General features: G+C 33.5%; 23 protein-coding genes and 1 pseudogene. 19 read left to right on the top strand and 5 right to left on the bottom strand.

The features are described 5' to 3' along the window. The first annotated feature begins 136 nt into the window (after positions 1-136). The 8 genes and pseudogenes from AC2TDS_RS12370 (at position 137) to AC2TDS_RS12405 (ending at position 6,359) form a co-directional block, all read left to right on the top strand. Positions 137-214 carry a hypothetical protein gene (locus tag AC2TDS_RS12370; RefSeq protein ID WP_484738949.1) on the top strand — a complete coding sequence of 26 codons (78 nt, stop codon included), beginning with the start codon at positions 137-139 and terminating at the stop codon, positions 212-214. 270 nt (positions 215-484) lie between these two features. Beyond that, positions 485-682 (top strand): annotated as a pseudogene (locus AC2TDS_RS12375) (ATP-binding protein); the annotation flags it as partial. Between the two features lie 133 nt (positions 683-815). Beyond that, positions 816-1,475 (top strand): ArsR/SmtB family transcription factor, encoded by a 660-nt coding sequence (locus AC2TDS_RS12380; protein ID WP_484735892.1) that lies wholly within the window; start codon positions 816-818, stop codon positions 1,473-1,475. 10 nt (positions 1,476-1,485) lie between these two features. After that, positions 1,486-2,688 (top strand): MFS transporter, encoded by a 1,203-nt coding sequence (locus tag AC2TDS_RS12385; RefSeq protein ID WP_484735893.1) that lies wholly within the window; start codon positions 1,486-1,488, stop codon positions 2,686-2,688. Continuing rightward, the gene (locus tag AC2TDS_RS12390; protein WP_484735894.1) at positions 2,688-3,836 is read left to right on the top strand and encodes a cysteine desulfurase family protein; all 1,149 of its coding nucleotides are present in this window, start codon (positions 2,688-2,690) and stop codon (positions 3,834-3,836) included. The genes AC2TDS_RS12385 and AC2TDS_RS12390 overlap by 1 nt, the downstream gene beginning before the upstream one ends. A 337-nt stretch (positions 3,837-4,173) precedes the next feature. Further along, positions 4,174-5,181 (top strand): TlpA family protein disulfide reductase, encoded by a 1,008-nt coding sequence (locus AC2TDS_RS12395; protein WP_484735895.1) that lies wholly within the window; start codon positions 4,174-4,176, stop codon positions 5,179-5,181. Between the two features lie 287 nt (positions 5,182-5,468). Further along, entirely contained in the window at positions 5,469-5,771 is a 303-nt protein-coding gene (locus AC2TDS_RS12400) for a hypothetical protein (RefSeq protein ID WP_484735896.1), read from the top strand. Positions 5,772-5,876: 105 nt separating this feature from the next. After that, a complete protein-coding gene (locus AC2TDS_RS12405) occupies positions 5,877-6,359 on the top strand; it encodes a ferritin (RefSeq protein ID WP_484735897.1) in 483 nt (160 codons plus the stop codon). Positions 6,360-6,544: 185 nt separating this feature from the next. On the opposite strand, the gene AC2TDS_RS12410 is transcribed toward AC2TDS_RS12405, so the two are convergent. The 5 genes from AC2TDS_RS12410 to AC2TDS_RS12430 all read right to left on the bottom strand — a co-directional run bounded on the left by AC2TDS_RS12410 (position 6,545) and on the right by AC2TDS_RS12430 (position 14,083). Then, positions 6,545-8,392, bottom strand: a complete 1,848-nt coding sequence (locus tag AC2TDS_RS12410; protein ID WP_484735898.1) for a M1 family metallopeptidase — start codon at positions 8,390-8,392, stop codon at positions 6,545-6,547. Positions 8,393-8,462: 70 nt separating this feature from the next. Further along, a complete protein-coding gene (locus tag AC2TDS_RS12415) occupies positions 8,463-10,100 on the bottom strand; it encodes a S8 family serine peptidase (RefSeq protein ID WP_484735899.1) in 1,638 nt (545 codons plus the stop codon). Between the two features lie 11 nt (positions 10,101-10,111). Beyond that, a complete protein-coding gene (locus AC2TDS_RS12420) occupies positions 10,112-10,957 on the bottom strand; it encodes an MBL fold metallo-hydrolase (protein WP_484735900.1) in 846 nt (281 codons plus the stop codon). A 63-nt stretch (positions 10,958-11,020) separates the two neighbouring features. Next, positions 11,021-11,476 carry a DUF6702 family protein gene (locus tag AC2TDS_RS12425; RefSeq protein WP_484735901.1) on the bottom strand — a complete coding sequence of 152 codons (456 nt, stop codon included), beginning with the start codon at positions 11,474-11,476 and terminating at the stop codon, positions 11,021-11,023. A gap of 93 nt (positions 11,477-11,569) precedes the next feature. Then, entirely contained in the window at positions 11,570-14,083 is a 2,514-nt protein-coding gene (locus AC2TDS_RS12430; protein ID WP_484735902.1) for a YHYH protein, read from the bottom strand. Positions 14,084-14,794: 711 nt separating this feature from the next. Here AC2TDS_RS12430 and AC2TDS_RS12435 point away from each other — a divergent pair. The 11 genes from AC2TDS_RS12435 to AC2TDS_RS12485 all read left to right on the top strand — a co-directional run bounded on the left by AC2TDS_RS12435 (position 14,795) and on the right by AC2TDS_RS12485 (position 26,573). Beyond that, the gene (locus AC2TDS_RS12435) at positions 14,795-15,829 is read left to right on the top strand and encodes a TlpA family protein disulfide reductase (RefSeq protein WP_484735903.1); all 1,035 of its coding nucleotides are present in this window, start codon (positions 14,795-14,797) and stop codon (positions 15,827-15,829) included. 1,181 nt (positions 15,830-17,010) lie between these two features. Continuing rightward, positions 17,011-18,843, top strand: a complete 1,833-nt coding sequence (locus AC2TDS_RS12440; RefSeq protein ID WP_484735904.1) for an McrB family protein — start codon at positions 17,011-17,013, stop codon at positions 18,841-18,843. Further along, on the top strand, positions 18,833-20,152 hold the full coding sequence (locus tag AC2TDS_RS12445) for a 5-methylcytosine restriction system specificity protein McrC (RefSeq protein WP_484735905.1): 1,320 nt from the start codon (positions 18,833-18,835) through the stop codon (positions 20,150-20,152). The genes AC2TDS_RS12440 and AC2TDS_RS12445 overlap by 11 nt, the downstream gene beginning before the upstream one ends. Before the next feature lie 675 nt (positions 20,153-20,827). After that, positions 20,828-22,198: a group II intron reverse transcriptase/maturase gene (gene ltrA / locus AC2TDS_RS12450; protein ID WP_484735906.1), complete on the top strand. Its 1,371-nt coding sequence runs from the start codon at positions 20,828-20,830 to the stop codon at positions 22,196-22,198. 181 nt (positions 22,199-22,379) lie between these two features. After that, positions 22,380-22,820 carry a hypothetical protein gene (locus tag AC2TDS_RS12455; RefSeq protein ID WP_484735907.1) on the top strand — a complete coding sequence of 147 codons (441 nt, stop codon included), beginning with the start codon at positions 22,380-22,382 and terminating at the stop codon, positions 22,818-22,820. Then, positions 22,817-23,296, top strand: a complete 480-nt coding sequence (locus tag AC2TDS_RS12460; RefSeq protein WP_484735908.1) for a hypothetical protein — start codon at positions 22,817-22,819, stop codon at positions 23,294-23,296. The genes AC2TDS_RS12455 and AC2TDS_RS12460 overlap by 4 nt, the downstream gene beginning before the upstream one ends. Before the next feature lie 581 nt (positions 23,297-23,877). Next, positions 23,878-24,318 carry a hypothetical protein gene (locus tag AC2TDS_RS12465; RefSeq protein ID WP_484735909.1) on the top strand — a complete coding sequence of 147 codons (441 nt, stop codon included), beginning with the start codon at positions 23,878-23,880 and terminating at the stop codon, positions 24,316-24,318. Then, entirely contained in the window at positions 24,290-24,640 is a 351-nt protein-coding gene (locus AC2TDS_RS12470) for a reverse transcriptase domain-containing protein (protein ID WP_484735910.1), read from the top strand. Before AC2TDS_RS12465 ends, AC2TDS_RS12470 begins: the two co-directional genes overlap by 29 nt. A 24-nt stretch (positions 24,641-24,664) precedes the next feature. Beyond that, a complete protein-coding gene (locus AC2TDS_RS12475) occupies positions 24,665-24,976 on the top strand; it encodes a transposase (protein ID WP_484735911.1) in 312 nt (103 codons plus the stop codon). Between the two features lie 41 nt (positions 24,977-25,017). Further along, entirely contained in the window at positions 25,018-25,872 is an 855-nt protein-coding gene (locus AC2TDS_RS12480) for an IS3 family transposase (protein WP_484738915.1), read from the top strand. Further along, positions 25,824-26,573, top strand: a complete 750-nt coding sequence (locus tag AC2TDS_RS12485) for a reverse transcriptase domain-containing protein (RefSeq protein WP_484735912.1) — start codon at positions 25,824-25,826, stop codon at positions 26,571-26,573. The genes AC2TDS_RS12480 and AC2TDS_RS12485 overlap by 49 nt, the downstream gene beginning before the upstream one ends. Positions 26,574-26,675 lie beyond the last annotated feature (102 nt).

Consider the following 26,675-nt stretch of genomic DNA (forward strand, 5'->3'; position numbering starts at 1 on the left):
CACCTTAAAAAGCTATTGCAATACACTGAATAACAGGAAGTAGTAGTTAGGTGATGTTAAATATAATGGTTTTTTATTAGACTTTATTGTTTTTTATTATCCGTAGTCTGGAGAAATCTCATTGGGTCATAATCACGTGTTGTTTTTAGGTGAACTACTTGAGTTTAAACACACTGCGTTAGAAGTAATGCATCAGGCTTTAGAAGATAGATAGGTTGCTATTTCACGGCGGGTTTTACGGTAAACTATACCAGTAGTTTTATGTTAGTGGCAAGTATGAATCCGAGTCCGTCAGATTATTTTAACGATCCGAATGCGCCTGTAATACGATTTACAGATACATATTTCGTATATAGGTATTGAATTATTTTAAGTTAGTTTAAGGCATAAAACTTTAGCATAGCCAAGCTATGGTTAAGTTTTATAACGCAAAAATAGCTACAAAAGAAACAATAGATATGCGAAATATTTATTTGTAAATCGTATAATATCATCACCAGCAGAAATGCAGCGGTATTTAAGTAAAGTCTCAGGGCCCATATTGGATAGAATAGATATTCACAAAGGGGTTAGCCCTGTTCCTTTTGATAAGCTCTCTGACGAACGAAAATAAGAAAGTGGTATTGAAATCAGAAAACGAGTCACGATTGCTAGAGATATACAATCAGAAAGGGTTAAAGAGATGGGTGGTTGGGGTGAAATAATCAAAGTTTTATTGGGTTTATGTGGTTTTAATGTTGGTGTAAATTTAAAAAAGGCATTGTTTTTATTTTTCATATTCAATTATTCAATATATTTATTGAATAATATTTTTAATGGATAAACAAGAGTTTAAAAACAGTATTTATCAAGAAATAGCTTCTATAGCAAAGGCCTTGGCTAGTCCGCATCGACTAAGAATTCTTAACTTAATATCGCAAGACAGTTATTCAGTAGAAGAGATCGCGAATAATCTTGGTATTTCTATTGCGAATACCTCGCAGCATTTACAAGTGCTTAAAAAAGCAAAACTTTTAAAAACAGTGAAAAAAGGGCATTTTGTAATGTACTCCTTAATGAATGAAGATGTGTATACACTTTGGAATTCATTACAAAATTTTGGATTGTACAACAATTCAGAAATACAAACAACACTTACGAGTTTCGAACAAGAGAAATTTTCAACGGTAACCGATATAAGTGCTGCAGCAATTAAGGCAAGATACACCCTTGATCAGCTTTACTTTTTAGATGTTCGTCCAGCAAAAGAATTTAACAAATTAGCCATTGCCAACGCCACATCTATTCCTATTAATCAGTTAAAAGACCAAGTATCGCAGCTTCCTAAAAACCAGCAAATAGTGGTGTATTGTAGAGGGCCTTTTTGTGTTTTTGCTGCTGAAGCCGTTCAGTATCTTCAGGAGCATGGATATGATGCGGTGAGGTTAAAAGAAGAAGTATTAGAATGGAAACAACAAGGGTTACCGGTAAATTAATAACAAGAAAATGAAATCAACAAAAGTACAGCTTGGACTGAAAGAAAATTGGAAACAGTTTGCATTATTGCTATTGGTTAATGCTTTCGTGGGGGGTATGGTAGGCTTAGAGCGAACAATACTTCCAGAATTAGCGGAGAAAGAATTTTTAATTGTAACCACTTCTGTTGTATTGTCGTTTATAATTGTTTTTGGTACTGTAAAGGCAATAACGAATTATTTTACGGGCGTACTTGCAAATACACTAGGTAGAAAAAAATTATTGATTATTGGATGGGTTTTTGCGGTCCCAATCCCGTTTATTTTAATCTATACTAAAAACTGGAATTGGGTGATTTTTGCTAACATACTACTTGGGATAAATCAAGGGTTAACATGGTCAAGCACCGTTGTAATGAAAATTGATTTAGTGGGAAAAAAGCAACGAGGGTTGGCTATGGGACTTAACGAATCATTTGGCTACTTTTCAATAGCCTTAGTCGCGTTTTCAACCGGATGGATCGCCTCAGAATACGGACTGCGCCCTTATCCATTTTATCAAGGTATATTTTTCGTAGTATTGGGATTGGTAATTAGCATTTTCTTTATAAAAGATACCGTACATCATGTTTCAGAAGAAGCTAAAACGAATACGGTGGTACCACTTAAAAATATCTTTTGGGAGACTACTTGGAAAAACAATAACTTAGGATCCATTACTCAAGCAGGGTTTGTCAATAACTTAAATGATGGTATGATTTGGGGTATATTCCCCATTGTATTGGCAAGCAAAGGCTTCGATTTAAAGAACATCGCGATTATTGTAGCTATTTATCCTGCTATTTGGGGAATCGGACAATTGGTAACAGGAAAGCTGTCAGACCTATATAATAATAAACGAATGCTTTTTATAGGGATGTTAGTACAAGGGGTTGCTTTGACGTTTATGTTTTTTTCAAATACGTATACGCATTTTGTAGTATTATCGTTTTTTTTAGGCGTAGGAACGGCGATCGTATATCCAACATTTTTGGCAGCCTTAGCTGGATTTACCAATCCTGATCAGAGAGCCAAAAGTATTGGTGTTTTTAGACTTTGGAGAGATTTAGGCTATGCCTTTGGAGCCTTAGTAACAATTTTTATAGCACAGTTTTTTACAGTAGACAGCACCATACTATTCATCGGAATACTGACTGTTATATCAGCAGGTATCATACAAATAAGAATGTCATAATGAGTACACCATTTATTTATCTAGACCATAACGCTTCGACCCCTAATGATCCAGAAGTAATTGAAACAATGTTGCCTTTTTTAACAGATTGTTATGGAAACCCTTCAAGTGTGCATTGTCAAGGAAGAGTAGCCAAAGAGGCAGTTGAAAAAGCACGGCTACAAGTAGCGAACTTATTAGGTGCTTTGCCTAACGAGATTGTATTTACGAGTGGAGGTACGGAGGCTAATAATTATGCTATTATCGGTACAGCCATGAATAAGAAAAAAGAAGGCAATCATATCATCACTTCTTCCATAGAACATCCTGCCGTTTTAGAGGTTTGTAAATTTCTAGAAAACGAAGGTTTTGAAATATCGTATATAGATGTAGATAAAAATGGTATTATCAATGTTGAAGCACTTGAAAAGGCAATTACTCCGAGTACAATTTTAATCTCTGTTATGCATGCTCATAATGAAATAGGAAGTATTCAACCCATAGCAGAAATTGGAAAGATTGCGAACCGTCATAATATTGTTTTTCATACCGATGCGTCTCAGTCTGTTGGTAAAATAATGACAGATGTAAACGCGTTGCATGTTGATTTATTAACTGTAGCAGGGCATAAAATGTATGCGCCAAAAGGCATAGGTGCTTTGTATGTAAAAAAAGGGGTAACGTTACGTAAGTTGATTCATGGAGCTAGCCACGAAAGTAACAGACGTTCTGGAACTGAAAATGTAATACAGCTTGTAGGTTTGGGAAAAGCGGCTGAAATTGCGCATAGAGATTTGGCAATGAATAGTGTTCAAATGAAAACCATAAGAGATTATTTAGTTGAACTATTGAAAAGCAAGGGTTTCGATTTTCTTATCAACGGAGATTTAACAAAATGTCTACCGAATACCTTAAACATAAGTATTAAAAACGTTGATGCAAATAAAGTTATCTATAAGCTACGAAATAAATTGGCTATATCAGCAGGTGCTGCCTGTCACTCAGGGACTGAAAATTTGTCTGCTATTTTCAAAGCAATTCAATTACCCTTGGAATATGTTAATGGTACTTTTAGGTTTTCGGTTGGGAAAAACACCCGTAAAATTGACATAGATAACGCTATCACCTTGTTTGTGAAGGCGATAGAATCAGGTAGCTACCATTTGTAAAACACATCATTGTAGTTTAGTTACACTAAAAACAGGAAGTAGGTGTGAACAGTTGCAGAATAGCTTACTAAGCCCTAGGTAAGTTTTAACCATGAAAGTTAGATAAGGGTGTCTTGTATAAATACAATATTTAGTACAAGCCATTGACAACGTATTATCTGCTGGTTGCCGTGGGTCTTTGTTTTTCAGTGTGTATAACGTTATATAGCAAAGCTCAAAGGGGTATATTTGATGGAGTCAATGGTTTTGTTTGAAGAAATAGTACACGCAAAACTCAAATACCCATCCCTATTTTATATATTTGAAAATTAAATCACTTCATTAATATATCAAAAAAATGAAAAAAATACTATACTTGGCATTGATGTCAATTGCTATAATCGCCTGTAAAAATGAGCCTAAAGATTATGTCTCTTTATCAGGTAAAATAACCAATAAAAATTCAGATTCAATAGTTATTTCAAATTCTAAATTAGGGTTTAGAAAACTTATAAAAGTTGATGAGAATGGTGTCTTTAAAGATACGTTGAAAGTAACAAAGGGATTTTTCTATCTTTTTGACGGTCAAGAAAACACGTTGCTTTTCTTGAGAAACGGTGACGATATTAACCTAACGCTTAACACCGATGAGTTTGATGAAACCATTGTTTATAAAGGTGAGGGAGCTGATGAAAGTAATTTTTTAGCGAAGGCTGCTTTAAGACAAGAAGAGTTTTTTAATAACAAGAATAACTTTGAGTTGTCTGAAGAAGAATTTGAGATAAAATTAACTGCTTTCGTTAGTGATTTTGAAAATAGAATTGAAAATCGAAAATTAGACTCTGTTTTTTCAGCTAATCAAAAAGAGAGAATTAAGATGCTTCAACAATATTTGAATAAAGTATATGAGCAAAATAAATATATTTCTAAAGCTTTAGGGAAAGGTGCTGTTTCACCTAAATTCGTCAATTACGAGAATCATAAAGGAGGTGAAACTTCATTAGATGATTTAAAAGGGAAATATGTATACATTGATTTATGGGCTACTTGGTGTCAACCATGTAAAAACGAGATACCTTACTTAAAAAAAGTAGAAAACCAATTCCATGATAAAAATATAGAATTTGTGAGTATTTCAGTTGACCGTAAAAAAGACTATGCAATATGGAAAGAGATGGTGGTTGAAAAGCAATTGACAGGAATGCAATTGTATGCTAAAGAAGATAAATCATTTGCTAATGCCTATAGAGTGCAAGGTATCCCTAGGTTTATATTATTAGATCCTGAAGGAAAAATTATTGATGCAAATGCGCCAAGACCTTCTAATGCAAAATTAACCGAATTATTAACGTCTTTATTGATGTAATAAAATCTTTATACATGATATATGTTAAAAACTCGCTATTCGCGAGTTTTTTTTATAAGATGTTTTACGTTTATAGATCTTAATATGCTTGTTGAGTTATTTAAATTAAGACTTGACCTACTAATACGATTTACAGATACCTATATAGAAATATGTATCTGTAAATCGTATAACATGTAACAGCCGATTAACGGTTTGACATACGATTACGATATAAGTATGGGGGTAAAAGTGCATTAAGACGCTCGTTCTTTTTTAGATTAATTAAAAATAACTACTTTTGCCACATGGAATTGTGTGTAAAAAAATTTCAGTATAATATAGTATATACTAAAAGAAATTGTTATCAGTTAGACTTAGGGTTTAAAGTTATTGAGCTTACTTTTTGTCAGCTATTATCCTTTAGAAAAAGAATACTAGAATGTTCTTCATTTGAAAACCTAGAATACATTCTTAACAATGATAACTTCATTTTACTTTTTGTAGCCGACAACAAACACCTACTTTTTTTAGAAGTCCCTCAAATTATTGAATTAAGAGACTTAATGCGTGTTGTTTTCGGAAGAAAAACTGCTCCAATGCTTTACTAAGACTACCTCTAAATTAGCTAAATACAAATTCTGGACTCTTTTTATCCGTACCTTTACAATAGTATCTAAAACCTGCGTAAAATGGAAACAGTAATAAGAAGAGACATGATCTTAAATGTCGAAATTGTTGATTTGTTAAATCAACAAATTATGTTAGAACAGAAGGCATCATCAAAGTATTTAGCTATGGCTTCTTGGTGTGATCAAAGAGAACTAGTTAATTGTAAGAAGTATTTTTATAATCAAGCGGAAGAAGAACGTACGCATATGATGAAAATTTTCAAATTCATTAATGATAATGGGGGAAATGCGTTATCACCTGTTGTAATGGAAGTCCCGCATGAATATGAAAGCGTAAGAGCAATATTTGAAGCGTCATTAGATGCTGAAATAGAAGTGACGAATGCAATTCATCATATATTTAAGAAAGCGCGTCAAGTAAATGATTTTACTTCAGAAATCTTCTTACAATGGTTTGTGACTGAACAAGCTGAGGAAGAGGAAAAAGTCAGGGATATTTTAGATTTAATTGACTTAATGGGAGATATGCCGCTAAAAATGATTGATGAAAGAATTCCTACAGAATAAATCGAACATCAAACCATAGTTATATATAAAGGGATAAATATATAGCGAGCGTTAAAACACAAAAGGAAACAAAATAAAAAATCTAGAGAGTTATCAATTCTCTAGATTTTTTTGTAATGAATTTTTACATAAAAAAGGGGTGAAGCCTTGCTTTCACCCCTTTTTTATATTTGTTGAAAATGGTATTATTTCACTTCGAAAGTGTTATTATCCATATTAATATCCGCCATTAATTTAGAAGGGTCTATTTCAACAGCTTTAATTTTTTTAGCAACAGAAAAACTATAAGTTGGATGTGCAAAGGTCCAGTCTTCAATAAGAGTAGCATTGGTTGGCTTTTCACCTCTCATCATTCGTAAAGGAATGTTGAAGAGTTCTTTTGATCCATCCTCATAAGTGATTTCAATATCAATAGGCATTGGCATTTTTCCAATACGCTCTATGGTAATTTCTTTTCCACTCACAGATTTAATACCGTAGTCTATGGTATGTGTTGTTTGTGTCCATTCATTTAAATACCAATCTAACTGAATACCGGATACTTTCTCGGCGGTTCTTTTGATGTCATTTGGGGTAGGATGCTTAAAAGAAAAATCGGTAAAATATTTCTTGAGAGTTATGGCAACATTTTCTTTACCAATAATATATTCTAACTGACTTAAAAAGATATTTCCCTTAGAGTAACTTGCCATACCATATGCCATATTCGTATGATATCGATCGGCATGTGTTGATAAGGGTTCTTCAAAATTATTTTTTACTACATAATTATAATGTCTATAGGATCCTGTATGGGGATTCTCTTTGTTTTTTCCTGAAATTTCATTTTCAGCTTTATTTGATATATAGGTGGTAAACCCTTCATCCAACCAAGGATGTTTTGTTTCGTTAGTGGCCAATAAAAACTGAAACCACGTATGTGCTAATTCATGTGCGGTAACACCGAATAAACTTCCCCACTTGCGTTTTCCAGTAATTAAAGTACACATAGCGTATTCCATACCACCATCACCTCCTTGAATAACAGAATACTGCTTGTAAGGATAGGGACCAACATGCTCGCTAAAAAATGTCATTAATTCGGCTGTCTTTTTTGGTAATCGTTTCCAATTGGCTATAAACTCCTTCTCTAAGTTGTCTTTATAGAAGAAATGAAGTACAATACCATTATCCATGGTATATGTATCATGAATATAATCAGGGTCTGCACCCCAAGTAAAATCGTGAATGTTAGAGGCTTTAAAATGCCAAGTGAGTTTGTTCCCTTTTGGAAGCTCTAAGTCGGTGTTTTTATCGTGGTAACCGTGACCAACTTGTTGAGGATTTTGTAAATTTCCGGTACCTCCAACAGTGTAGTTTTTGTCTATGTGTAAGGTAACATCAAAATTACCCCAAACACCGTGAAACTCGCGACCTAAATAAGGAGGAGTATGCCACCCTTCAAAATCATATTCAGCCATTTTAGGATACCACTGAGTCATTGAAAGAGCTACACCTTCGGCATTATTTCTACCTGAACGACGAATTTGCTTTGGTATCTGAGCGTCAAAAAGCATATCAAAAGTTACACTTTCTCCAGGTTGTATGGGCTCATTTAAGGTTACTTCTAAGATAGTACCTACAGTTTTATGCTTCACATCACTACCATTTTGCTTTAACGTTTTTACCTTAATGTACCCTATTTCTGAAGCAGATAATTTACTAATTCTATCTGTTACTCTTCTATCTGGATCTTTAATATTTCTTGAACGAACATCCATTTGAGAGTTTGGCTGGAAAGCATTGAAATACAAATGATAAAATACCTTATCTAACTGATCAGGTGAGTTATTAGTATACACTAATTTTTGAGTCCCTTTGTATTGATATTTCTTAACATTCACATCAATATCCATTGTGTAATCCACATGCTGTTGCCAGTAGCTATGACTGCTTGTTTTGCTGTTTTCTGGAGTTGGTGTTTGTTGTGTCTGAGCAGATACACAAGCGATCATTGTTATTAATGAAACTCCTACTAATAATAATCTTTTCATTTTGCGTTATTTATCAAAAAAAGAGCATTGGTTAAAATGCTCTTTTCAAATGTACTAATTTATTTTGTAATTATTTTTTTCCATTTACCATTCTATCAGCCATTCTTACTGCATTATAAGCATTAACAACACGTCCAGAAACAGATAAATCTGAGAAAGGAACCAATTCTGGCTTAGAATTTGGCCCAGAACCACTGCCTGGTTTGATCACTTTCAAATCGATTTTAGTACCTGAATTCATTAATATATGTTTTACTTGACTCGCAGATAATTTTGGGTAGTAAGAACGAATCAATGCAGCAACCCCTGCGGCAGACGGAGCAGCCATAGAAGTTCCACTAAACTTCTTGTATTCGTTATCAGGAGTTGTAGCGTGTATTTTAACACCTGGAGCGAACACATCTACGTTCTTTTTACCAAAGTTAGAGAATGTAGCGGGTAATTTTTCATTATAATTAGCGCTCATTGCACCCAATGTTAACACATTATCTGAAATTTCATTTACAAGATCTGGTGCATCATTTGGAAAGGTCTTTTCTATGTCGATGTTTTTTGAATCATTACCAGCGGCATTAACAATCAAAACATCTTTTTTAGCAGCATATTTGATAGCATCAAATACCCACTCTTTGTTTGGTGAAAACCCTTTACCAAAACTAGTATTAATTACTTTGGCTCCATTGTCAACAGCATAACGAATTCCTAAAGCAACATCTTTATCATACTCATCACCCTCAGATACTGAACGAACAGCCATTATTTTTACATTGGCAACACCGTCCATTCCTATTCCATTGCCTCTTTTAGCACCAATGATTCCTGCAACATGTGATCCGTGCGCCTCTCCTTTTTCAGAATGCCCCGTATTACCATCTCCATACCCTGGTTTGTCATTGATATCATATGGATTATCTCCTACAACAGTTCTATAATCGGTTTTTAAATTATCACCGTTAATAGTTTTTTCTGCTTTTGATACCATTGATGATAATTCTTCAATAGCATCTGGTAAAGAAGGAACAAATTGGAACATATACGTTGCCATAGAAGCAGATTCCTTTAGGGCTTTATCGTCAGTGTTAATTGCACTAACGTCTTTCGATGTATAGGTGTCTTTTTTGAAATGTTTTGTAAGAGCATCATGTGCTTTCTTTGAATTTTCAAGCATTTGACCATAACGACCTTTATTCATTTTAGCTTCGTTTACTTTTTTCTCTTGGAAGGCCTTTACCTCTGCTAGAGTTTCCGCATCAGCAATCGAAGGGTTCATTAGAATACGCTCATACTCTAAATGTTCTGCATATGACTTGCCTAAGAAATTCCAACCATTGATATCATCAACATAACCATTTTTATCATCGTCAATTCCATTATTAGGAATTTCATCTTTGTTTACCCAAGCAACGTCTTTAAGGTCTTCATGTTTTAAGTCAGTACCACTGTCAACAACACCAACTATAACCTCTACGTTTTTCTTTCCATCTAAAAATTTGTATGCCTTTAAAACACTCATTCCAGGAATTGAATCAGTAGCCAAATCTAAATGCTGCCAATTATCCTTTTCATAATCTGTTAGTGGCGCTTTTTTTGCTACTACATTTATAGTTGCATTACTTCCCACCGGTACAGGTAAGTTACTTATTGAAGAACAACCTGCTAGGGTTGTAATTGCCATTGCCGAATAAAAAACGGGCTTCAAAACTCTCATATATATCTATCTTAATTAAAAATATCTGTAAATTTATAACTTTCTTTTAAACGAACACCTTTTTCTGTATGCTGCACCGTACATAATTCGTTGTATGCATCATGTTCTAAGAACAAATAAAATTCTTTATCTGCCGCTTCGTTTAAAAACACTTGTTTTTCTTTTATGGTAAGCAAAGGTCTGGTGTCATAACCCATAACGTAAGGAAGCGGGATGTGCCCAACAGTAGGCAATAAATCTGCCATAAAAATTATTGTTTTTCCTTGGTACTCTATTTTCGGAAGCATCTGCTTTTCAGTATGACCATCCACAAAAATTACGTCAAAACCAACCTGGTCTATGGCGTTTCTATGAACAAAGTTCAGTTGACCATTTTCTTCTATAGGTAAAATATTCTCTTTTAGAAAAGATGCTTTCTCTCGTGGGTTAGGCTTAATCGCCCAATGCCAATGGCGTTCATTACTCCAAACTTTGGCATTTTTAAAAGCGGGAACATATCCTGTTTGATCTTTATTCCATTGAATAACACCACCACAATGATCGAAGTGCAAATGTGTCAAGAAAATATCAGTAATATCATCTCTGTGAAAACCATATTTAGCCAAAGAAGTATCTAAAGAGAAATCACCAAACAAATGGTAGTATCCGAAAAACTTATCTGATTGTTTATTGCCAAGACCTGTATCAATCAATAGCAGTCGGTTACCATCTTCAATAAGCATACATCGCATGCCCATTTCAATCATATTGTTAGCGTCTGCAGGATTTGTTCTTTGCCAAATAGATTTTGGAACAACACCAAACATAGCACCACCATCTAATTTAAAATTACCTGTTTCAATAGGATATATTCGCATATTACAAAGATGCAGAATTTTCGTGAAATTTATGTTAACGAAAACAAAAAAGGAGGCGGAATATTAATTTAGCTCAATAGTATGTTTGTTTTTTGTTAGTAAATAAGATTTGTTTAGCCCGTTGATATCGAATAGAATTCTGTTTTTGAACTTCTTGTCGAACTCATAGAAACACGTATTAACCGCAGCTATTTTTTTGACGGAACCAATAGGCGTTTTTGCTTTTAGTAGCATTACAAAATGATCGTTTTGTGTATACGATTCCTGTAGCTGAAAGGCTATTTCCTTTCCGTTAATTTCTAATATATTATTCTTTTTTATATAGAAAGAAGTGCACAAAGCCGTCATTTGTTGTATGTTACAATCGTTGTTGTATTGAAAGTTTAATAACTCTTCTTTATCAATAGTAAATTGAAGGTGTAGTTCATCATCTATGAGAGTGTACTTATATTCGGCAATATGGGCGGCGTGAAAATAAGGAAACAAAAAAACTGATAAACTAATGATTAGGTATTTCATGTATTTTATTTTTTGTATTCATAAATCGGGAAAATTTATAAAAGCGATCCCTTAAACAAATGGTTGATATTTGTATGTAATACTCCCTTTTTTTTAGCGGACTATTATTTTTTTGGTGATTTGTTGATTGCCTAAATCAATTTGAATAAAGTATACACCTGTTTCTAATTTATTTGTTTCGATTGTTTTTTGAAACTTTTTTGAGGCATATACTAATCTAGCAGAAGCGCTATAAATTTTTATCCCAGTAACGGTATGCGAATCGAAATCATTATCAAACTGAAAAGTGATATATTCAACAGCAGGGTTTGGGTACACATTTAATACGAGATTCACTTTTTTCAAGTCTTCTATAGATAGTGCTACGGTACTACAGTTTTCTGCTGCGGTTGACTCTGGACAACTCGGGCCTATTTTAAAAGAATTATCAATGTTTTTTCCTTTAAGACATCTTGGAATGAATGGCCAGTTATCAGTTAGTACGTAATAATAAGTTCCCTCAGGATACTCCGGTGTTTTTGCAAAACGACCTCCACATTCATCTAAAGACGATAACGTACTTAGGTATTCATAATCTTCAACATAATTCCCGTCGTAATTCCCATCAGGAGCAACAATTCCATCACCAGGTCTAGTGCCAGATTTAAGCTGGTATCCACTTTTAAATTCTGATATACCACTGTTTATGTCATTTCCGTCGCTATATAAATATTTGTAATAAATCGGAAAGCCATCAGCCGCGTAACCTAAAAGCGGAGAATGCTCACTTCCGTTTATATTTAAGTCATCGTTGAAGTATTGGGTTGGGACGTTGTGGTAGTGGTATCTACTCACATTATTAACATGCCCACCATTTAAATCCATATTCAGCGTAAAATCTGCTTCAACATGCCAGTTTATGTTTTCTTCTTGTGTATTTGGATTCACCCAGTACAAACGAGCAAAAGGAGAGTAATTAACACCTTGATTTGACACACCAAAGATAATACCGCCTCCACAGCCTTGAGAATTGGGATCTTCTGAAATAGCGGTAGCTGTTGATGTTAATTCAGGATACAAACACATAGAATATTCGAAATCTTGACCTTCCATCGTATTAGCACCTGCAAATGGACCGTATTCATGAGCAGGGATATTATTGGTATAGCATTTTCGAACATGATCTACTGTTTGAAAACATACGGCATTGGTGGTTTCATTTGAAAAGATACTGCTTACGTTGCAGTCGTTTTCAGTGGAGGTATCACAGTTGTAGGTAGAGCCCGATTCAATATACCCTTGGGGAGTTAAATCTCTACCGCTGAAAGCGGCATAATCTAACGAATACCTTGTAACTCTAAAAACATTGTTGTTTGAAATAGGATCACCTTGATTCATTGGGCCTTGATCATTAACTGGGTTTATATATTCCCATACGATATCGTTGTTTTCATCTATTTCAAAAAAACGTCCGCCCACTCCTTCGCAGATTAATGTGTTTCCATTGGGTAATCGTTGTACTCCAGAAATAATATTTGAAAAAAAGTCAGTCGGATTTGCAGCCCTATAGGTCCAATAAAAATCTGCTGGTTCAAAGGCCCCTCCATCGTAAGAGTAAGTACTGTCAGCATTCAATGGAAGGTCAACAATATCGACCGTTGAATAATTCTGATTGCTAGGGGTTCCAGCTTGATTGTTAAAGAGTATAATCTTCCCCTCATCGGGTAAACCACTTTCAATCCAATGCGTATGGTGCTGTAAGAATAACTTTTGGTCATTAACTGTTCCCTGATCATAGGCTCTTGGATTTCCCCAACGATATAAAAGATCACCTCCTTTTTCATACATGCCGCCAGAGGAAGTAGCAGCTTCTTCAGTAGTTGTAGAATGATCTATAATCCAAAATTCACTGAAATTATGTACACTGATAATAATTTGATCCAATTCTGCATTGTAATCGACACCATTAAAGTGCAACCAGTCTGCTTTGTTGTGAGTTAAAAAATTAATGTCAATTTTCTCAGGATGATCCGCTACAATACCAAAGTTATCTTTTGTATTGTCTGTGTCTTGGATCAAATGATCCCATGCTTTCCACTCCCATACTATCGTTGCTCCTCCATTGGTTAAATCAGGCTTAATTTCTACAATTTGCTCAGAATTTATAGAAGAAACGGTGGTTGAACTCCCCGCTTGATTAACTTCGTTTTGTGTTCGTGCATCCCAAACGATGAGTAAAATATTTCCGTTAGGAAGTAGTTCAATATCGTGATGTTGTCTTCCATGGGTTGATGAAACAGAATGACTCCATATAACATTACTATTCCAGTCTAGCATTTCAACAATACCACTTCCACCTCCTGGTCCATTTCCTGTAACTCTTCCAGTTCTTAATAAAGTTCCGTCTTCTAATAAATAGGAAGAAAGACCTGGAAGATATGCACTAGTCCAACTATGTACCTTTTCACCGCAGTTGTTAATTAAATAGGTGTCTTTGCTATCTTGAGGACCGAACAACGTATAGCCATCGAAAGCTTCAGTAGAGTTTTTAAACATACCTACTGTTTGTTGCGAAAAGCAATTAAATGAAAACAAGACCAAGAATATAAGGGTAATTTTTTTTAACATGGGGTGTTTTTTTATATAATATTGCTTAGACCTTGTTTTTAAAGAAAAGTTTAAAAGGATTACTAGAAACCTAAAAAAAAACTTTCAAATAACAAAAATCGTAGTTTGAAATTAAACCCGAATTATGCAATAGAACTTCGTGATGATAGAGGTAAGCCCCATAAAAGCAAGTGCTTTTTCAATTTTAGCATAACACCGTTATGGTTAAATTTAAAAGTACAACGAAGTGGTTGATTTTACAGTGGTTTCATTTGGTAATAGATTTCCTACTGCATAATTCCGTTTAAAAATAAATAATTCTGTTCGTTATAGCAAGAGAATACTTTGAGTCGAACAAATTTAATAGGTAGTTAGCAGAGAATAATAGCTCTTACTTTGTTTAGAAAGGTATTAATAACATGAGTTTTACGTAATTTTAGGGTGCCTATTTTTAAAATTATGCGGGTCAGAACGAAAAATTTAATGAAATGTAGTTTTTGTGGTAATCGGGTCATACGAATAGATGACTTCAGCCTGAAAAAGGCTTTGTAATGATCCGTTTTATTGACTTTTTATGCTGTTTTATGTTGAATTCAAGTTTAATATTGATTCATAACGAAGTATCTTTTAGAAAAAACATAGTATATTTATACTATAATAGGTTCAAGAAAACGATGACTTTTTATGTAAAAATAGATGACAAGTAATCGTTGTAAATTACGTTCACATAAAATGATTAAAAAATATATTTTAAGGATAGTTATGTTTTTGATGCTAGCTACGAGTTGTACTAAAAACAAAAAGTATAATACCTCAAGGCTCGAAGTGACAGTCACGAGTGAAAATATGCTGGATAGCATTATCGTATACGATAAAGAAAATGCTTGGGAAATAGTGTCATGTCTTCGGTTTGCAGAAAGTAAGATTGCTAAAGATACACTGAGCATACCCAAAAATAAGATGTATCAGTTATATGTGTTTATAGATGGAGCCCAAAGTGAGTTGGGAGAGGTAATGTTAACTCAGAATGGAAATACTGCTATAGAAATCGACAAAGATGCACCTTATGAATCGTTACATTATACCGGAGATTATGCAAACATCAACAATTTTTTAGCGTATGCTAAAAAACATCAAAGTAGGTTATCAAAGGAAGTAAAGAAAGGGGTAGATCAAGACGATCTTAAGGTTGCGATAGAAGAAAAAAGGGAGTTGATCTCCAATGAAGGATACCTGTCAAAACAAGCAGATACACTGATGTCATATGTGCTTGATAAGTTTGATAATTTCGCTAGGATTCTTCTTAAGAAAAACATTAAATATGTGTACAAAAGGGAATTAATAGGGGGGGTAGGGAACAACTTTGTGTTTAAAGATAAAAACAAAGAAAAAGTTAGCCTTGCTGATTTTAAAGGTAAGTATATCTACATAGATGTTTGGGCTACATGGTGTAAACCTTGTAAAACAGAATATGTTTTCCTAAAGGAACTAGAGGAACATTTTTCTAACAACGGTGATCTTGAAATTATATCAGTAAGTATCGATAGAGAATTTAGCCAATGGTCTAACTATATTTTGGAGAATGAAATGAAAGGTATCCAGTTGTATTCGGGTGCAGATAATGCATTTGTTCAGTTTTATGATATAGGGGCTCTTCCTAGATTCATTTTTTTGGATAAACAGGGTAAGATTATTAGCGCGGATGAAATACGGCCTTCTAATAGAGAAGTACTAAAACACCTAAAAACTGTTATATCGAAATTTTAAAATCTATAGCACATAGATTTCTTTGAATACTGATTGTTATATCATCCTAAGTCCGTAGTCTATTAAATTAAAGATACATCAGGTAAGAGTAGGCTCAGGAAAACACAATTAATATAAAAGGGTAAGGCCGGCTCTTACCAATGGTAAGGTCTATCTTTCCCTTTTTTTAGTATGTGTATTATGTGTTTGGTTGTTATACTAGTTATTGTTTGAATATACTATAGAAATTTACTAATCATACCCTTATTTCGCATATGTTTTTGGTTATCAATTGAAAGAAAACCATATTAACTAAACACGCCCCCTCTACTAGGAGAGGTGGGCATTTCAATATTTTTCGTGCGTTTGAAATCTCCTTTCTGATATTGCTCTTAGCGTTATTTTCATTTTAACCCGAATTATACAATAGAGCTTCGTGATGAAAGCTTTGCATTTTTTATCATAAAAGATAAAAAATATATTTGTGTCCAGACGGTAGCTTTTGCCTGGTGTTTTTTTATGTCCAAGATTTAGTAAACAAATTATAAATAAAGAGTAGTTAATAAATGAATATAGCATAGATAAGTATTCCAACGAAATATAAGATTCTTGAAATATTGCTAGCCAGTTTTCTGTATATATCTTCTACGAAATAATAAATAAATATATCGATGGCAACAAGAATAAGAAACCCATAAAGTAAACCTTCGAAATTCATGAATCAAAAATAGCAAAAACAAAATAAAGTAAAAGAGTAGGTTCTCCGACACCTTAAAAGCGGAAAAGTTCTTTGACATAATTGTGGTAAGTAAATTATAATAAACGTTTATAAAACGGTTATTTGTAAACATATTTTTATCTTTTAACATGATAAATTCTTTGGGATTATATTCATGCTTATTTCATATAGAAGTATAAACACAGGGGAAATCAATGAAATTTTAGTAATTAGATGATGTGCTTAAAACTAGATACACAATCAACCCTAAAAACACTTTTAATCTCAGTCCTATTTACTTATATTTGAAAGGTAGATATGCGCAATTGTGCATATACACTAGTTAGGTGCAAGCACAAAAAAAACTAATCAAGATAAGATCCAAACCCTAACAAAGCTACGAGACACTTTATCACCTAAATTAATGAGTGGTGCATTAAAGGTGAAAGATTTAAAATTAGAAGAGGTTTAAAATAATATGGCTATGAACGAAAATACTATTGAACTTGCTGTAAATGTAAATACAAAAGAATATGTTTATGAATTGTACAAGCAATTTATAACAGAATGTATTTTAAACAACAACAGCATTGTAACGAATGAACAAAATATATTCACGCTTACAAATTTACAAGAGGTGAAAAAATGTTTTATAGATGGCAGCATAAAAGGTAATGGCAGTGATTATTGGTCTAAAATAAAAAATCAGTTTAAAGATGCTAATTACGAAGTTCGCTTATGTTTTGCACATTTAAACTGGTTATGGTATTTACCAGCAGATGATATTACTGTTAATACAAAAAGTACCACGCCAAAAATAATATTAGATACTGAAGCTTTTAAAGAAAGGTTTAACACGCACAAAAAAGATAATTTTTATCCTAAAGAAGGTATTGGTTCTAGTGGTCAGTATCATAAAACAAACAAACCATTCGAAATAGATTTTTTATTGCTGCTTTGTGTGCATTTAAAAGAACAATATAATGATAAAAAAATTAAGAGTGTTGCACAAGTTAATGATGAAATTATAAACTTTGCACCTAACCTTTTTAATACTAATTGGTACAATTTAGATAACGAAACCTATTTGTTTTTAAAAGATAAATCTATAGCAATGCAGAGTTTAATTATGCATTTGGCAAAACCTAATTACTATGAAGCAATTGCTTCTATACAAGATAAAAACGCCATTGTTCAAAATTTTAAAACCTTAATTACTGAAGATTTAGAAAATTCGGAAGATTTTAAGGTAGATGATGCTATTTATAAAATAAAACAAGCCTTAATAGCACATGGTTACAACCAAAGTTTTTATTCAAAACAATTAAGACCCATTTGGCAAAGTAGCTTGCGTAATAACACTCTCGAAATGATGTCGTTGCAATACAAAAAAGCAATGGTATTATATGGGCCTCCTGGTACTGGTAAAACCTATAACGCAAACCAATTGTCAAAAGCTTTTATTACCAATCATTACCTACATAAAAAAGAAAATTTAAGTAACTACTTTACCAATGGTTTAAAAAATATTGAAGACAGAATACATCTGTTTCAGTTTAACCCCAACACAAGTTACGAAGACTTTATAGCTGGTTACCAATTAAAAGCCACCAATAATGGCTCTGAAACAGTAGCCGTAAAAGGGCAACTGTTTGATATTATTGATAAAGCAAATGCAGAAACTGAAACAACTGATGAAGCAGGTAAAGTTAAACTACCGCATATATTAATTTTAGACGAAATTAACAGAGTAGATTTATCGCGTGTATTTGGAGAGTTATTTTCGGCAATGGAGTACCGCAACAAACCAATACAAACAGCAGTTAAAGGAATTTCACTCTGCATACCAAGTAATTTATACATTATTGGTACTATGAACGAGATTGACTTTTCGGTAGAACGTATAGATTTTGCCTTACGTAGACGATTTGTATGGCAGTTTATGGGTTATGATGATGCAGCTTTAATCCAGATGCTACACGGCTATTTTAACCCTAATTATTTTGAGCAATTAACAGAGCCGTTTGTTAATTGCTGTACCGATTTAAACAACTACATAAGTTTTAATATAGACGAGCTTGGAGAAGATTATCAAATAGGACACGCCTTTTTTGCTGAAATAACAAAAATTTATGAAGAACATAAAAATTTAACTGGTAAAAGTAGAGCTAAAAAAACATTGTTTAAAGAAGCTAAAAATATATTATGGGACATATCTATAAAACCAATGCTAGTTGCTTTTTTAGGTAATACCGATAAAGAAACAATTAAAGAACACACAGAGGTATTAGCTAAAAAGTTTGGGGTTGGCAAGTAAGGTAAAACATATTAAAACAACAGATTGTTCATTTATAGACATTGCGCCAGACTTGGCCATGCATATTAATGATTGTTTTACAAATGACAGCGTTTTTAAAATAAGCGATCACGTTAGTAAAGAAGAAGTTCCTTTACTTAGCTACAGTTATCCTCATAAAAAATGGATTACAGGTAGGTTTATAGGGCAGCTACATTTTACATTTAAAAACAAAGCCTACTGTTTTGAAGTAAAACCACGTTTTGGAGATGCTACAATTTTACATTTATTAGAAGATATTTTTAAAATAAAATTAGGCACTAGTAAAGCAAATAATAATTTAACCAATTCGCAACAAAATTCATTAATTAATAAGCTTATTAGTTTAATATGGGTTAAAGAGTTGAGTAAAGCTAACGTACATGGTTTACCTAAAAAGAAAGTAAATACAACATACAAAAGCAATGTTGTTAAAGGTAAAATAAACATACGTAAAAGTATAATGCCACTTTATAACGAAAGTAAAATAGTATCCTCCAAAATAGAAAAAACAACTGATGTTGTTATTCAATCTATTTTATTAAAAGCATACCAAATACTTTGCAAAAAATATGGCTTAACACAAAACATGCTTACCGTTAATGTTAAAGATGTTTTAACCCATGCAAGGCAAGGTGTAAATACAAACATTACAGCCAACGATTATAAAAAAATACGTTATGGCGCTATGTATTTAAATTACAAAAAGATAGTCGATTTTTCATGGGAAATTATACAACGTAAAAAAAATACATTACAACAAAAAAACGCAAATAATACCACAGATGCACTGTTTTTAGATATGGCAGAAATATGGGAAAATTACATGATGAGTACCTTTAAAAAATCTTATCAATCAAAAGGTTGGAAGGTTTATTCCAAAAAATATAAAACCTATCAAAACCAAGCATATAAAAGAGGCTTGATACCCGACATTATCCTAGAAAAAAACAACAATGTCATTATTTGGGATGCAAAGTATAAAAACATGGCATTTAATTGGAACGATTACGATAGGTCAGATTTTTTTCAAATCCATACCTATGGTTCTTTTATGGAATCATTAAACAAAAAAGTTATTGGTTTAGGCTTACTCTACCCTTTTAAAGATAATGTAAGCGAAGAAGAATTAAATGCTAATTTTTCCGATACCTTATTTAATCAAGGAAATAATAATACCTGGTTTAAAGTAGATGGTGTTACATTACCAGCTTCAGAAGAAGAGTTATCGTTAAATAAAAATGCATTTATAAACAGGATAGATAAAATAATAAGCACAATACAACACTAGTAAGTTTGCGGCAATAAAAGCCAGACACCTAACAATGTATAAAAAAACATAGGGCGTTTGTGCTAAACCGAAAGTTCTATGAGTATTAATTAAGTCCGCTAAATATAAAATTTGGCGTTTATAGAAGAAAAGATAAAAGCAAAATATTTATATTTAGCTAAGCAATAAACCGAAACGAAAGTGCTTTTTAACTGCCCTACTTTTCATATACTAAACGCTAGTGTGCCACGAAGTTGTGTAAATCCCACCAGAGTAATTGGCTGTTCACTCTGAAGGAATCTAGACAGTTAGACTCGTGAGGGTTTTGCTGAAGCTCTAGAGGACAAATAATCAAGCCGTAATGTGTAATACGTGAACCCATAGTAGCTTCGATAGGTGTACTCGCAATTTGGGGAGAGTTTTGACGGTCTTCGAACCCTGTCACTTCCATAGGATAAACAGTCGCGAGACTATGGAAGAGTTGCCGGAGTCATAGGGATGGCGTGATTATAGATGGATTTATACGGAACGTGGGAGGTCTCTTATAATAAGCATTGGCAAGGCAAAACATGCTGGTATAAGTATTACGAAATCCAGCAATGGTTATAAGAGAAGTCGGAGGAGCTCATAGTACCGATAATTATAGGGACAACATAACCCTATTTAGGAAAGGGGCTCTACTTTAGAGAAGCTTATATGAAAAACAGAACGACCTATATTGATGAAAATCTATTAGTAAGTCCATCGTTATGCGATGAGAAAGTTCGTGTTTTTCAAAGGAAGCTATACATTACAGCCAAGAGAGATAGCAGTTTTGTAGCACATAGTTTGTATGATAAAATATGTTTAGACTATTTTCTAATCACTGCATTCTATCGAGTTAAACAAAACTACACAAAAGGAATGGGAGTAGATGGTGTTAGTATTGCTAGTATCGAGCAATCAGGTCTACAGACTTACTTAACAAACTTACAAAATGAATTAAGGGAGAAACGGTACCGAAGCAATTTAATTAAACGAGTTTTGATACCAAAAGAAGAGAAAGGATCTTTTCGGTCATTAGGAATACCTACCATAAAAGATAGGATAGTTCAAATGGCAGTAAAAATGGCCATAGAACCGCTATGGGAAACTGAATTTATAGCTACGTCTTATGGGTTCAGACCCAAGCGAAGTGCCAAAGACGCAATAAAGCAGGTAAAGACAAATATCTACGAAGGGTATCAATTTGTACTGGATGCAGATTTATCGAAGTACTTTGATAGTATCCCTCATGACCGCCTGTTTATTTGCTTAAAGCGAAAGATTTCAGATACTTCGATACTTGGATTAATTCACCAATGGGTAAGAGCTCCTATTCAATTAGAAACAAAGGAGTTATTAAAGAGTAAACAAGGAAGCCCACAAGGAGGGGTAATCTCTCCATTACTATCAAACATCTACTTGCATGAATTAGACAAAATAGTAACAAATCCAAAAGGTAAATTTGCCCACTCACAAATTCGTATAGTACGTTTTGCAGATGATTTTCTTCTAATGGGGAAATGGTATTTCAGTAAAGATATACTAAGTTATCTAGGTAAAATAGTATCGAATATGGGACTAAGATTAAACGCGAATAAAACCAAGTTATTACATACGAGCAAGAGCAGTCTCTACTTTCTAGGATTTGAAATTAGGAGTATACGCTCGAAATTTAGTTGGAACAAAAAGAAGTATACCAATATTCGTCCTAGTAATAAGTCACGGAGTAAACTATTCCGAAAGCTTCGGGATACATTATATAAACGACGGCATTGGACTATACCCTGGATTGTATGGAAACTAAATAAGGTAATTCTAGGTTGGTTAAATTATTACTCAATAAGTAAAACGACCCATATTTGGGAAACGATCAAGGTTATAAAGAAACAATTGGATTACCAACTGTTTAAATGGATGAAAAGAAAAGGTCGAAAAGCACATCGGAAGCTTCGCCAGCGTCCCTATGAGACATTAGTAAGATTGTATAATCTTCTGGACATAGAAAAGTATGCTCGCTTAAAGACACTCTCGAAAGCGGAATGAAGAACTCTATTCGGTAAGCCGTATGAGGGAAAACTTCATGTACGGTTTGATGAAGGGGGCACTGATAGCTATTTTGTTTTTGTATATTTGGTAAAACAAGTAATGCAAAAATAAATAAATAAATATATAGAGATAGCTATCAGGCTCTACTCTACTACGCAAGCTGAAAACCGAACTATAATTGATAAAAAGAGCAATAATAATAACCCTTATTCTTAACTCAATAATTTTGATTGGAGTTCCTGCTGGACACGGTTACGGCATAATGATAATGTTCGAATTTATAAGTATTCCGAGTCTAATCAAAAATGGATTTGACTTTCAAAAAGAATATCCTTTTGAGAGCAGTTTAATTTTAACAGCTATAGTTTCCTTAATTGGAAAACTGATTTCAATCTCACTTTTGTTTTCAAAGAAAATTATGAGCAAAAAGAACTGGACATACATCGGACTGACCTTAATGCTGATTTCGTTTCTTTATGTTTGCTATGGAGCTTGGGACTATGACAGTCTTCTTTTTGCGATAACACTCGGAAGCGGAATACCATTTTTAATGTATTTCGGCAAAGTTTTATATTTAATTAGAAAAGAAAACAACAAATCGGAATTAATAACTGAATGAAAAAAAAGATAATCTTTGGGATTTTAGCATTTATTATCGGAATTGGAATATCTCTATTTTCTTATTCTTTTTTTAGAGAGCAAATTCAGAATATTTTCCTTAGGTCTACTTCAAACCGAATTAGATTTACAGGAAAGAATTTTTATCTTTTTGGGAGTAATTTTTACTCTTTGAGCATAGGTATTTCATTATTGGTTTTGACTCTTGAAAACCTGAATCAAAGACTAACAGGAATTTTCAAAAACGGAATTATATGCTTATTGACTTTTGGAATTTCTTTAATCGGAATTTCCGCAATCGATGCGAACATAAAAGTTATAGAGTGCACAGCTTGTGATGATGGAATGAGAAGTTTACATTGGAACGGAATAAATTATGGACTGATTATAGGAACAAGTGCTATCATTTCGATTATTCCAAGTCTAATAAAAACAATAAAACGAACGAAAAAAGCCAGCGTACAACACCGTATATAATTTATTGCTAGTTCTAGCCTACTTACGAAAATCCGCGAGGATTTTCTATTCGGTTTATATTTGCTAAATTACGTGCTAATAATCCACGCAACAAACCATATACAAACACGTTGGTGTGCCACGAAGTTGTGTAAATCCAGTGGGTGTAAATCCCACCAGAGTAATTGGCTGTTCACTCTGAAGGAATCTAGACAGTTAGACTCGTGAGGGTTTTGCTGAAGCTCTAGAGGACAAATAATCAAGCCGTAATGTGTAACGTGAACCCATAGTAGCTTCGATAGGTGTACTCGCAATTTGGGGAGAGTTTTGACGGTCTTCGAACCCTGTCACTTCCATAGGATAAACAGTCGCGAGACTATGGAAGAGTTGCCGGAGTCATAGGGATGGCGTGATTATAGATGGATTTATACGGAACGTGGGAGGTCTCTTATAATAAGCATTGGCAAGGCAAAACATGCTGGTATAAGTATTACGAAATCCAGCAATGGTTATAAGAGAAGTCGGAGGAGCTCATAGTACCGATAATTATAGGGACAACATAACCCTATTTAGGAAAGGGGCTCTACTTTAGAGAAGCTTATATGAAAAACAGAACGACCTATATTGATGAAAATCTATTAGTAAGTCCATCGTTATGCGATGAGAAAGTTCGTGTTTTTCAAAGGAAGCTATACATTACAGCCAAGAGAGATAGCAGTTTTGTAGCACATAGTTTGTATGATAAAATATGTTTAGACTATTTTCTAATCACTGCATTCTATCGAGTTAAACAAAACTACACAAAAGGAATGGGAGTAGATGGTGTTAGTATTGCTAGTATCGAGCAATCAGGTCTACAGACTTACTTAACAAACTTACAAAATGAATTAAGGGAGAAACGGTACCGAAGCAATTTAATTAAACGAGTTTTGATACCAAAAGAAGAGAAAGGATCTTTTCGGTCATTAGGAATACCTACCATAAAAGATAGGATAGTTCAAATGGCAGTAAAAAATGGCCATAGAACCGCTATGGGAAACTGAATTTATAGCTACGTCTTATGGGTTCAGGCCCAAGCGAAGTGCCAAAGACGCAATAAAGCAGGTAAAGACAAATATCTACGAAGGGTATCAATTTGTACTGGATGCCGATTTATCGAAGTACTTTGATAGTATCCCTCATGACCGCCTGTTTATTTGCTTAAAGCGAAAGATTTCAGATACTTCGATACTTGGATTAATTCACCAATGGGTAAGAGCTCCTATTCAATTAGAAACAAAGGAGTTATTAAAGAGTAAACAAGGAAGCCCACAAGGAGGGGTAATCTCTAATTTAGCCCCCAATAAGTTCGGAGTGTTCTTTTAAATTTCAAACTAATATATTTGAGATATGAAATACAAGAAATGGAGTTTAGCTCAGAAGTTGGAAATACTATCTAGTTCAGAAGAGATAGGTATAGTAGAAGCTTGTCGAAAGTATGGAGTTAGTACAGGTACTTTTTATAGTTGGAGAAAGAAGTTTGACCACCAAGGAGAAGCAGGTTTAAAAGTTACTTATGAGACTAAGAGTAAAGAATTAAGAGCTGCAGAAGAAGAGAATCGAGTACTCCGTAAATTACTTAGCGATAGAGAGATTGAACTAGAAGTGCAACGAGAACTTTTAAAAAAAAAGTTTGGGACGTCAGATCCAAGAAAGATTTAGTAGATCTTACTTATAAAAAGCATAAGTGTAGTAAAACTAAAATCATTAAAATGGTTGGTATGGTAGAGAGTAGTTATTATAGAGCATCTAGTGGTGGTAAGAAAGGAAATAAACCTTCTAAACTTACTTATCATAACACTAAAGGGCTGGTAGACCAAGCAGACGTTATAACTTCAATTAAAAATATTTTAAGTCATGAATTTATAGACTGTGGATATCGATTAATGTGTTCTTATTTAAAGAAAGAAGGCTATATAATAAATCATAAAAAGCTGTATCGAATAATGAAACAAGCTAATATGTTAAAATTAGAACACAGAATAAACAGAAGTGGTTCTGGTCGGAAGTTTGTGAAATATAGAAAAGTAATGACCTCACGTCCAATGGAGTGTTTAGAAATGGATATAAAGATGGTATGGATTCCTAGTGTAGGTAAAAATGCTTATTTACTCTCGATAATTGATGTACATACTCGTAGAATCTTAAAAGACTATTTTTCTTTTTCTATAAAACAACAACAAGTAATAACACTCCTTTCCCTTATGCTTGAGCAACACCAATATCCTGAAAATATTGTTATTAGAAGTGATAATGGAAGTCAATTTATAGCTAAAAGTGTTCGTGAGTACTTAGAATTAATAGGTGTGAGCCAGGAGTTTACTCATGTAGCTACACCAGAAGAAAATGCACATGTAGAAGCGTATCATGGAATACTGAAAAAAGAAGTCTTTCAACGATTTGAGTATAGAACTTTCGGAGAAATAGAACAAATACTAAAAAGGTACGTGATTTTCTATAACAACACAAGGCACCATGGGTTATTAGGAAGAATAACTCCTATGGAAAAATGGAACCAAGACAAACGCTTAATTTTAATGCAAAAAACAGTAGCTTAATTAATAATCGAAATTTAAAAGATTACTCTTGTTTTATAGGGGTCAAAACAATCTCTCCATTACTATCAAACATCTACTTGCATGAATTAGACAAAATAGTAACAAATCCAAAAGGTAAATTTGCCCACTCACAAATTCGTATAGTACGTTTTGCAGATGATTTTCTTCTAATGGGGAAATGGTATTTCAGTAAAGATATACTAAGTTATCTAGGTAAAATAGTATCGAATATGGGACTAAGATTAAACCCGAATAAAACCAAGTTATTACATACGAGCAAGAGCAGTCTTTACTTTCTAGGATTTGAAATTAGGAGTATACGCTCGAAATTTAGTTGGAACAAAAAGAAGTATACCAATATTCGTCCTAGTAATAAGTCACGGAGTAAACTATTCCGAAAGCTTCGGGATACATTATATAAACGACGGCATTGGACTATACCTTGGATTGTATGGAAACTAAATAAGGTAATTCTAGGTTGGTTGAATTATTACTCAATAAGTAAAACGACCCATATTTGGGAAACGATCAAGGTTATAAAGAAACAATTGGATTACCAACTGTTTAAATGGATGAAAAGAAAAGGTCGAAAAGCACATCGGAAGCTTCGCCAGCGTCCCTATGAGACATTAGTTAGATTGTATAATCTTCTAGACATAGAAAAGTATGCTCGCTTAAAGACACTCTCGAAAGCGGAATGAAGAACTCTATTCGGTAAGCCGTATGAGGGAAAACTTCATGTACGGTTTGATGAAGGGGGCACTGATAGCTATTTTGTTTTTGTATATTTGGTAAAACAAGTA

It is taken from the genome of Tenacibaculum profundicola (genome assembly GCF_057220795.1).

Excerpts from the sequence above, each read along its gene's own strand:
- AC2TDS_RS12380 (WP_484735892.1), top strand. The coding sequence starts at position 816 with ATGGATAAACAAGAGTTTAAAAACAGTATTTATCAAGAAATAGCTTCT.
- AC2TDS_RS12385 (WP_484735893.1), top strand. The coding sequence starts at position 1,486 with ATGAAATCAACAAAAGTACAGCTTGGACTGAAAGAAAATTGGAAACAG.
- AC2TDS_RS12390 (WP_484735894.1), top strand. The coding sequence starts at position 2,688 with ATGAGTACACCATTTATTTATCTAGACCATAACGCTTCGACCCCTAAT.
- AC2TDS_RS12395 (WP_484735895.1), top strand. The coding sequence starts at position 4,174 with ATGAAAAAAATACTATACTTGGCATTGATGTCAATTGCTATAATCGCC.
- AC2TDS_RS12400 (WP_484735896.1), top strand. The coding sequence starts at position 5,469 with ATGGAATTGTGTGTAAAAAAATTTCAGTATAATATAGTATATACTAAA.
- AC2TDS_RS12405 (WP_484735897.1), top strand. The coding sequence starts at position 5,877 with ATGATCTTAAATGTCGAAATTGTTGATTTGTTAAATCAACAAATTATG.
- AC2TDS_RS12410 (WP_484735898.1), bottom strand. The coding sequence starts at position 8,392 with ATGAAAAGATTATTATTAGTAGGAGTTTCATTAATAACAATGATCGCT.
- AC2TDS_RS12415 (WP_484735899.1), bottom strand. The coding sequence starts at position 10,100 with ATGAGAGTTTTGAAGCCCGTTTTTTATTCGGCAATGGCAATTACAACC.
- AC2TDS_RS12420 (WP_484735900.1), bottom strand. The coding sequence starts at position 10,957 with ATGCGAATATATCCTATTGAAACAGGTAATTTTAAATTAGATGGTGGT.
- AC2TDS_RS12425 (WP_484735901.1), bottom strand. The coding sequence starts at position 11,476 with ATGAAATACCTAATCATTAGTTTATCAGTTTTTTTGTTTCCTTATTTT.
- AC2TDS_RS12430 (WP_484735902.1), bottom strand. The coding sequence starts at position 14,083 with ATGTTAAAAAAAATTACCCTTATATTCTTGGTCTTGTTTTCATTTAAT.
- AC2TDS_RS12435 (WP_484735903.1), top strand. The coding sequence starts at position 14,795 with ATGATTAAAAAATATATTTTAAGGATAGTTATGTTTTTGATGCTAGCT.
- AC2TDS_RS12440 (WP_484735904.1), top strand. The coding sequence starts at position 17,011 with ATGAACGAAAATACTATTGAACTTGCTGTAAATGTAAATACAAAAGAA.
- ltrA (WP_484735906.1), top strand. The coding sequence starts at position 20,828 with ATGAAAAACAGAACGACCTATATTGATGAAAATCTATTAGTAAGTCCA.
- AC2TDS_RS12460 (WP_484735908.1), top strand. The coding sequence starts at position 22,817 with ATGAAAAAAAAGATAATCTTTGGGATTTTAGCATTTATTATCGGAATT.
- AC2TDS_RS12465 (WP_484735909.1), top strand. The coding sequence starts at position 23,878 with ATGAAAAACAGAACGACCTATATTGATGAAAATCTATTAGTAAGTCCA.
- AC2TDS_RS12470 (WP_484735910.1), top strand. The coding sequence starts at position 24,290 with ATGGCCATAGAACCGCTATGGGAAACTGAATTTATAGCTACGTCTTAT.
- AC2TDS_RS12475 (WP_484735911.1), top strand. The coding sequence starts at position 24,665 with ATGAAATACAAGAAATGGAGTTTAGCTCAGAAGTTGGAAATACTATCT.
- AC2TDS_RS12485 (WP_484735912.1), top strand. The coding sequence starts at position 25,824 with ATGGAACCAAGACAAACGCTTAATTTTAATGCAAAAAACAGTAGCTTA.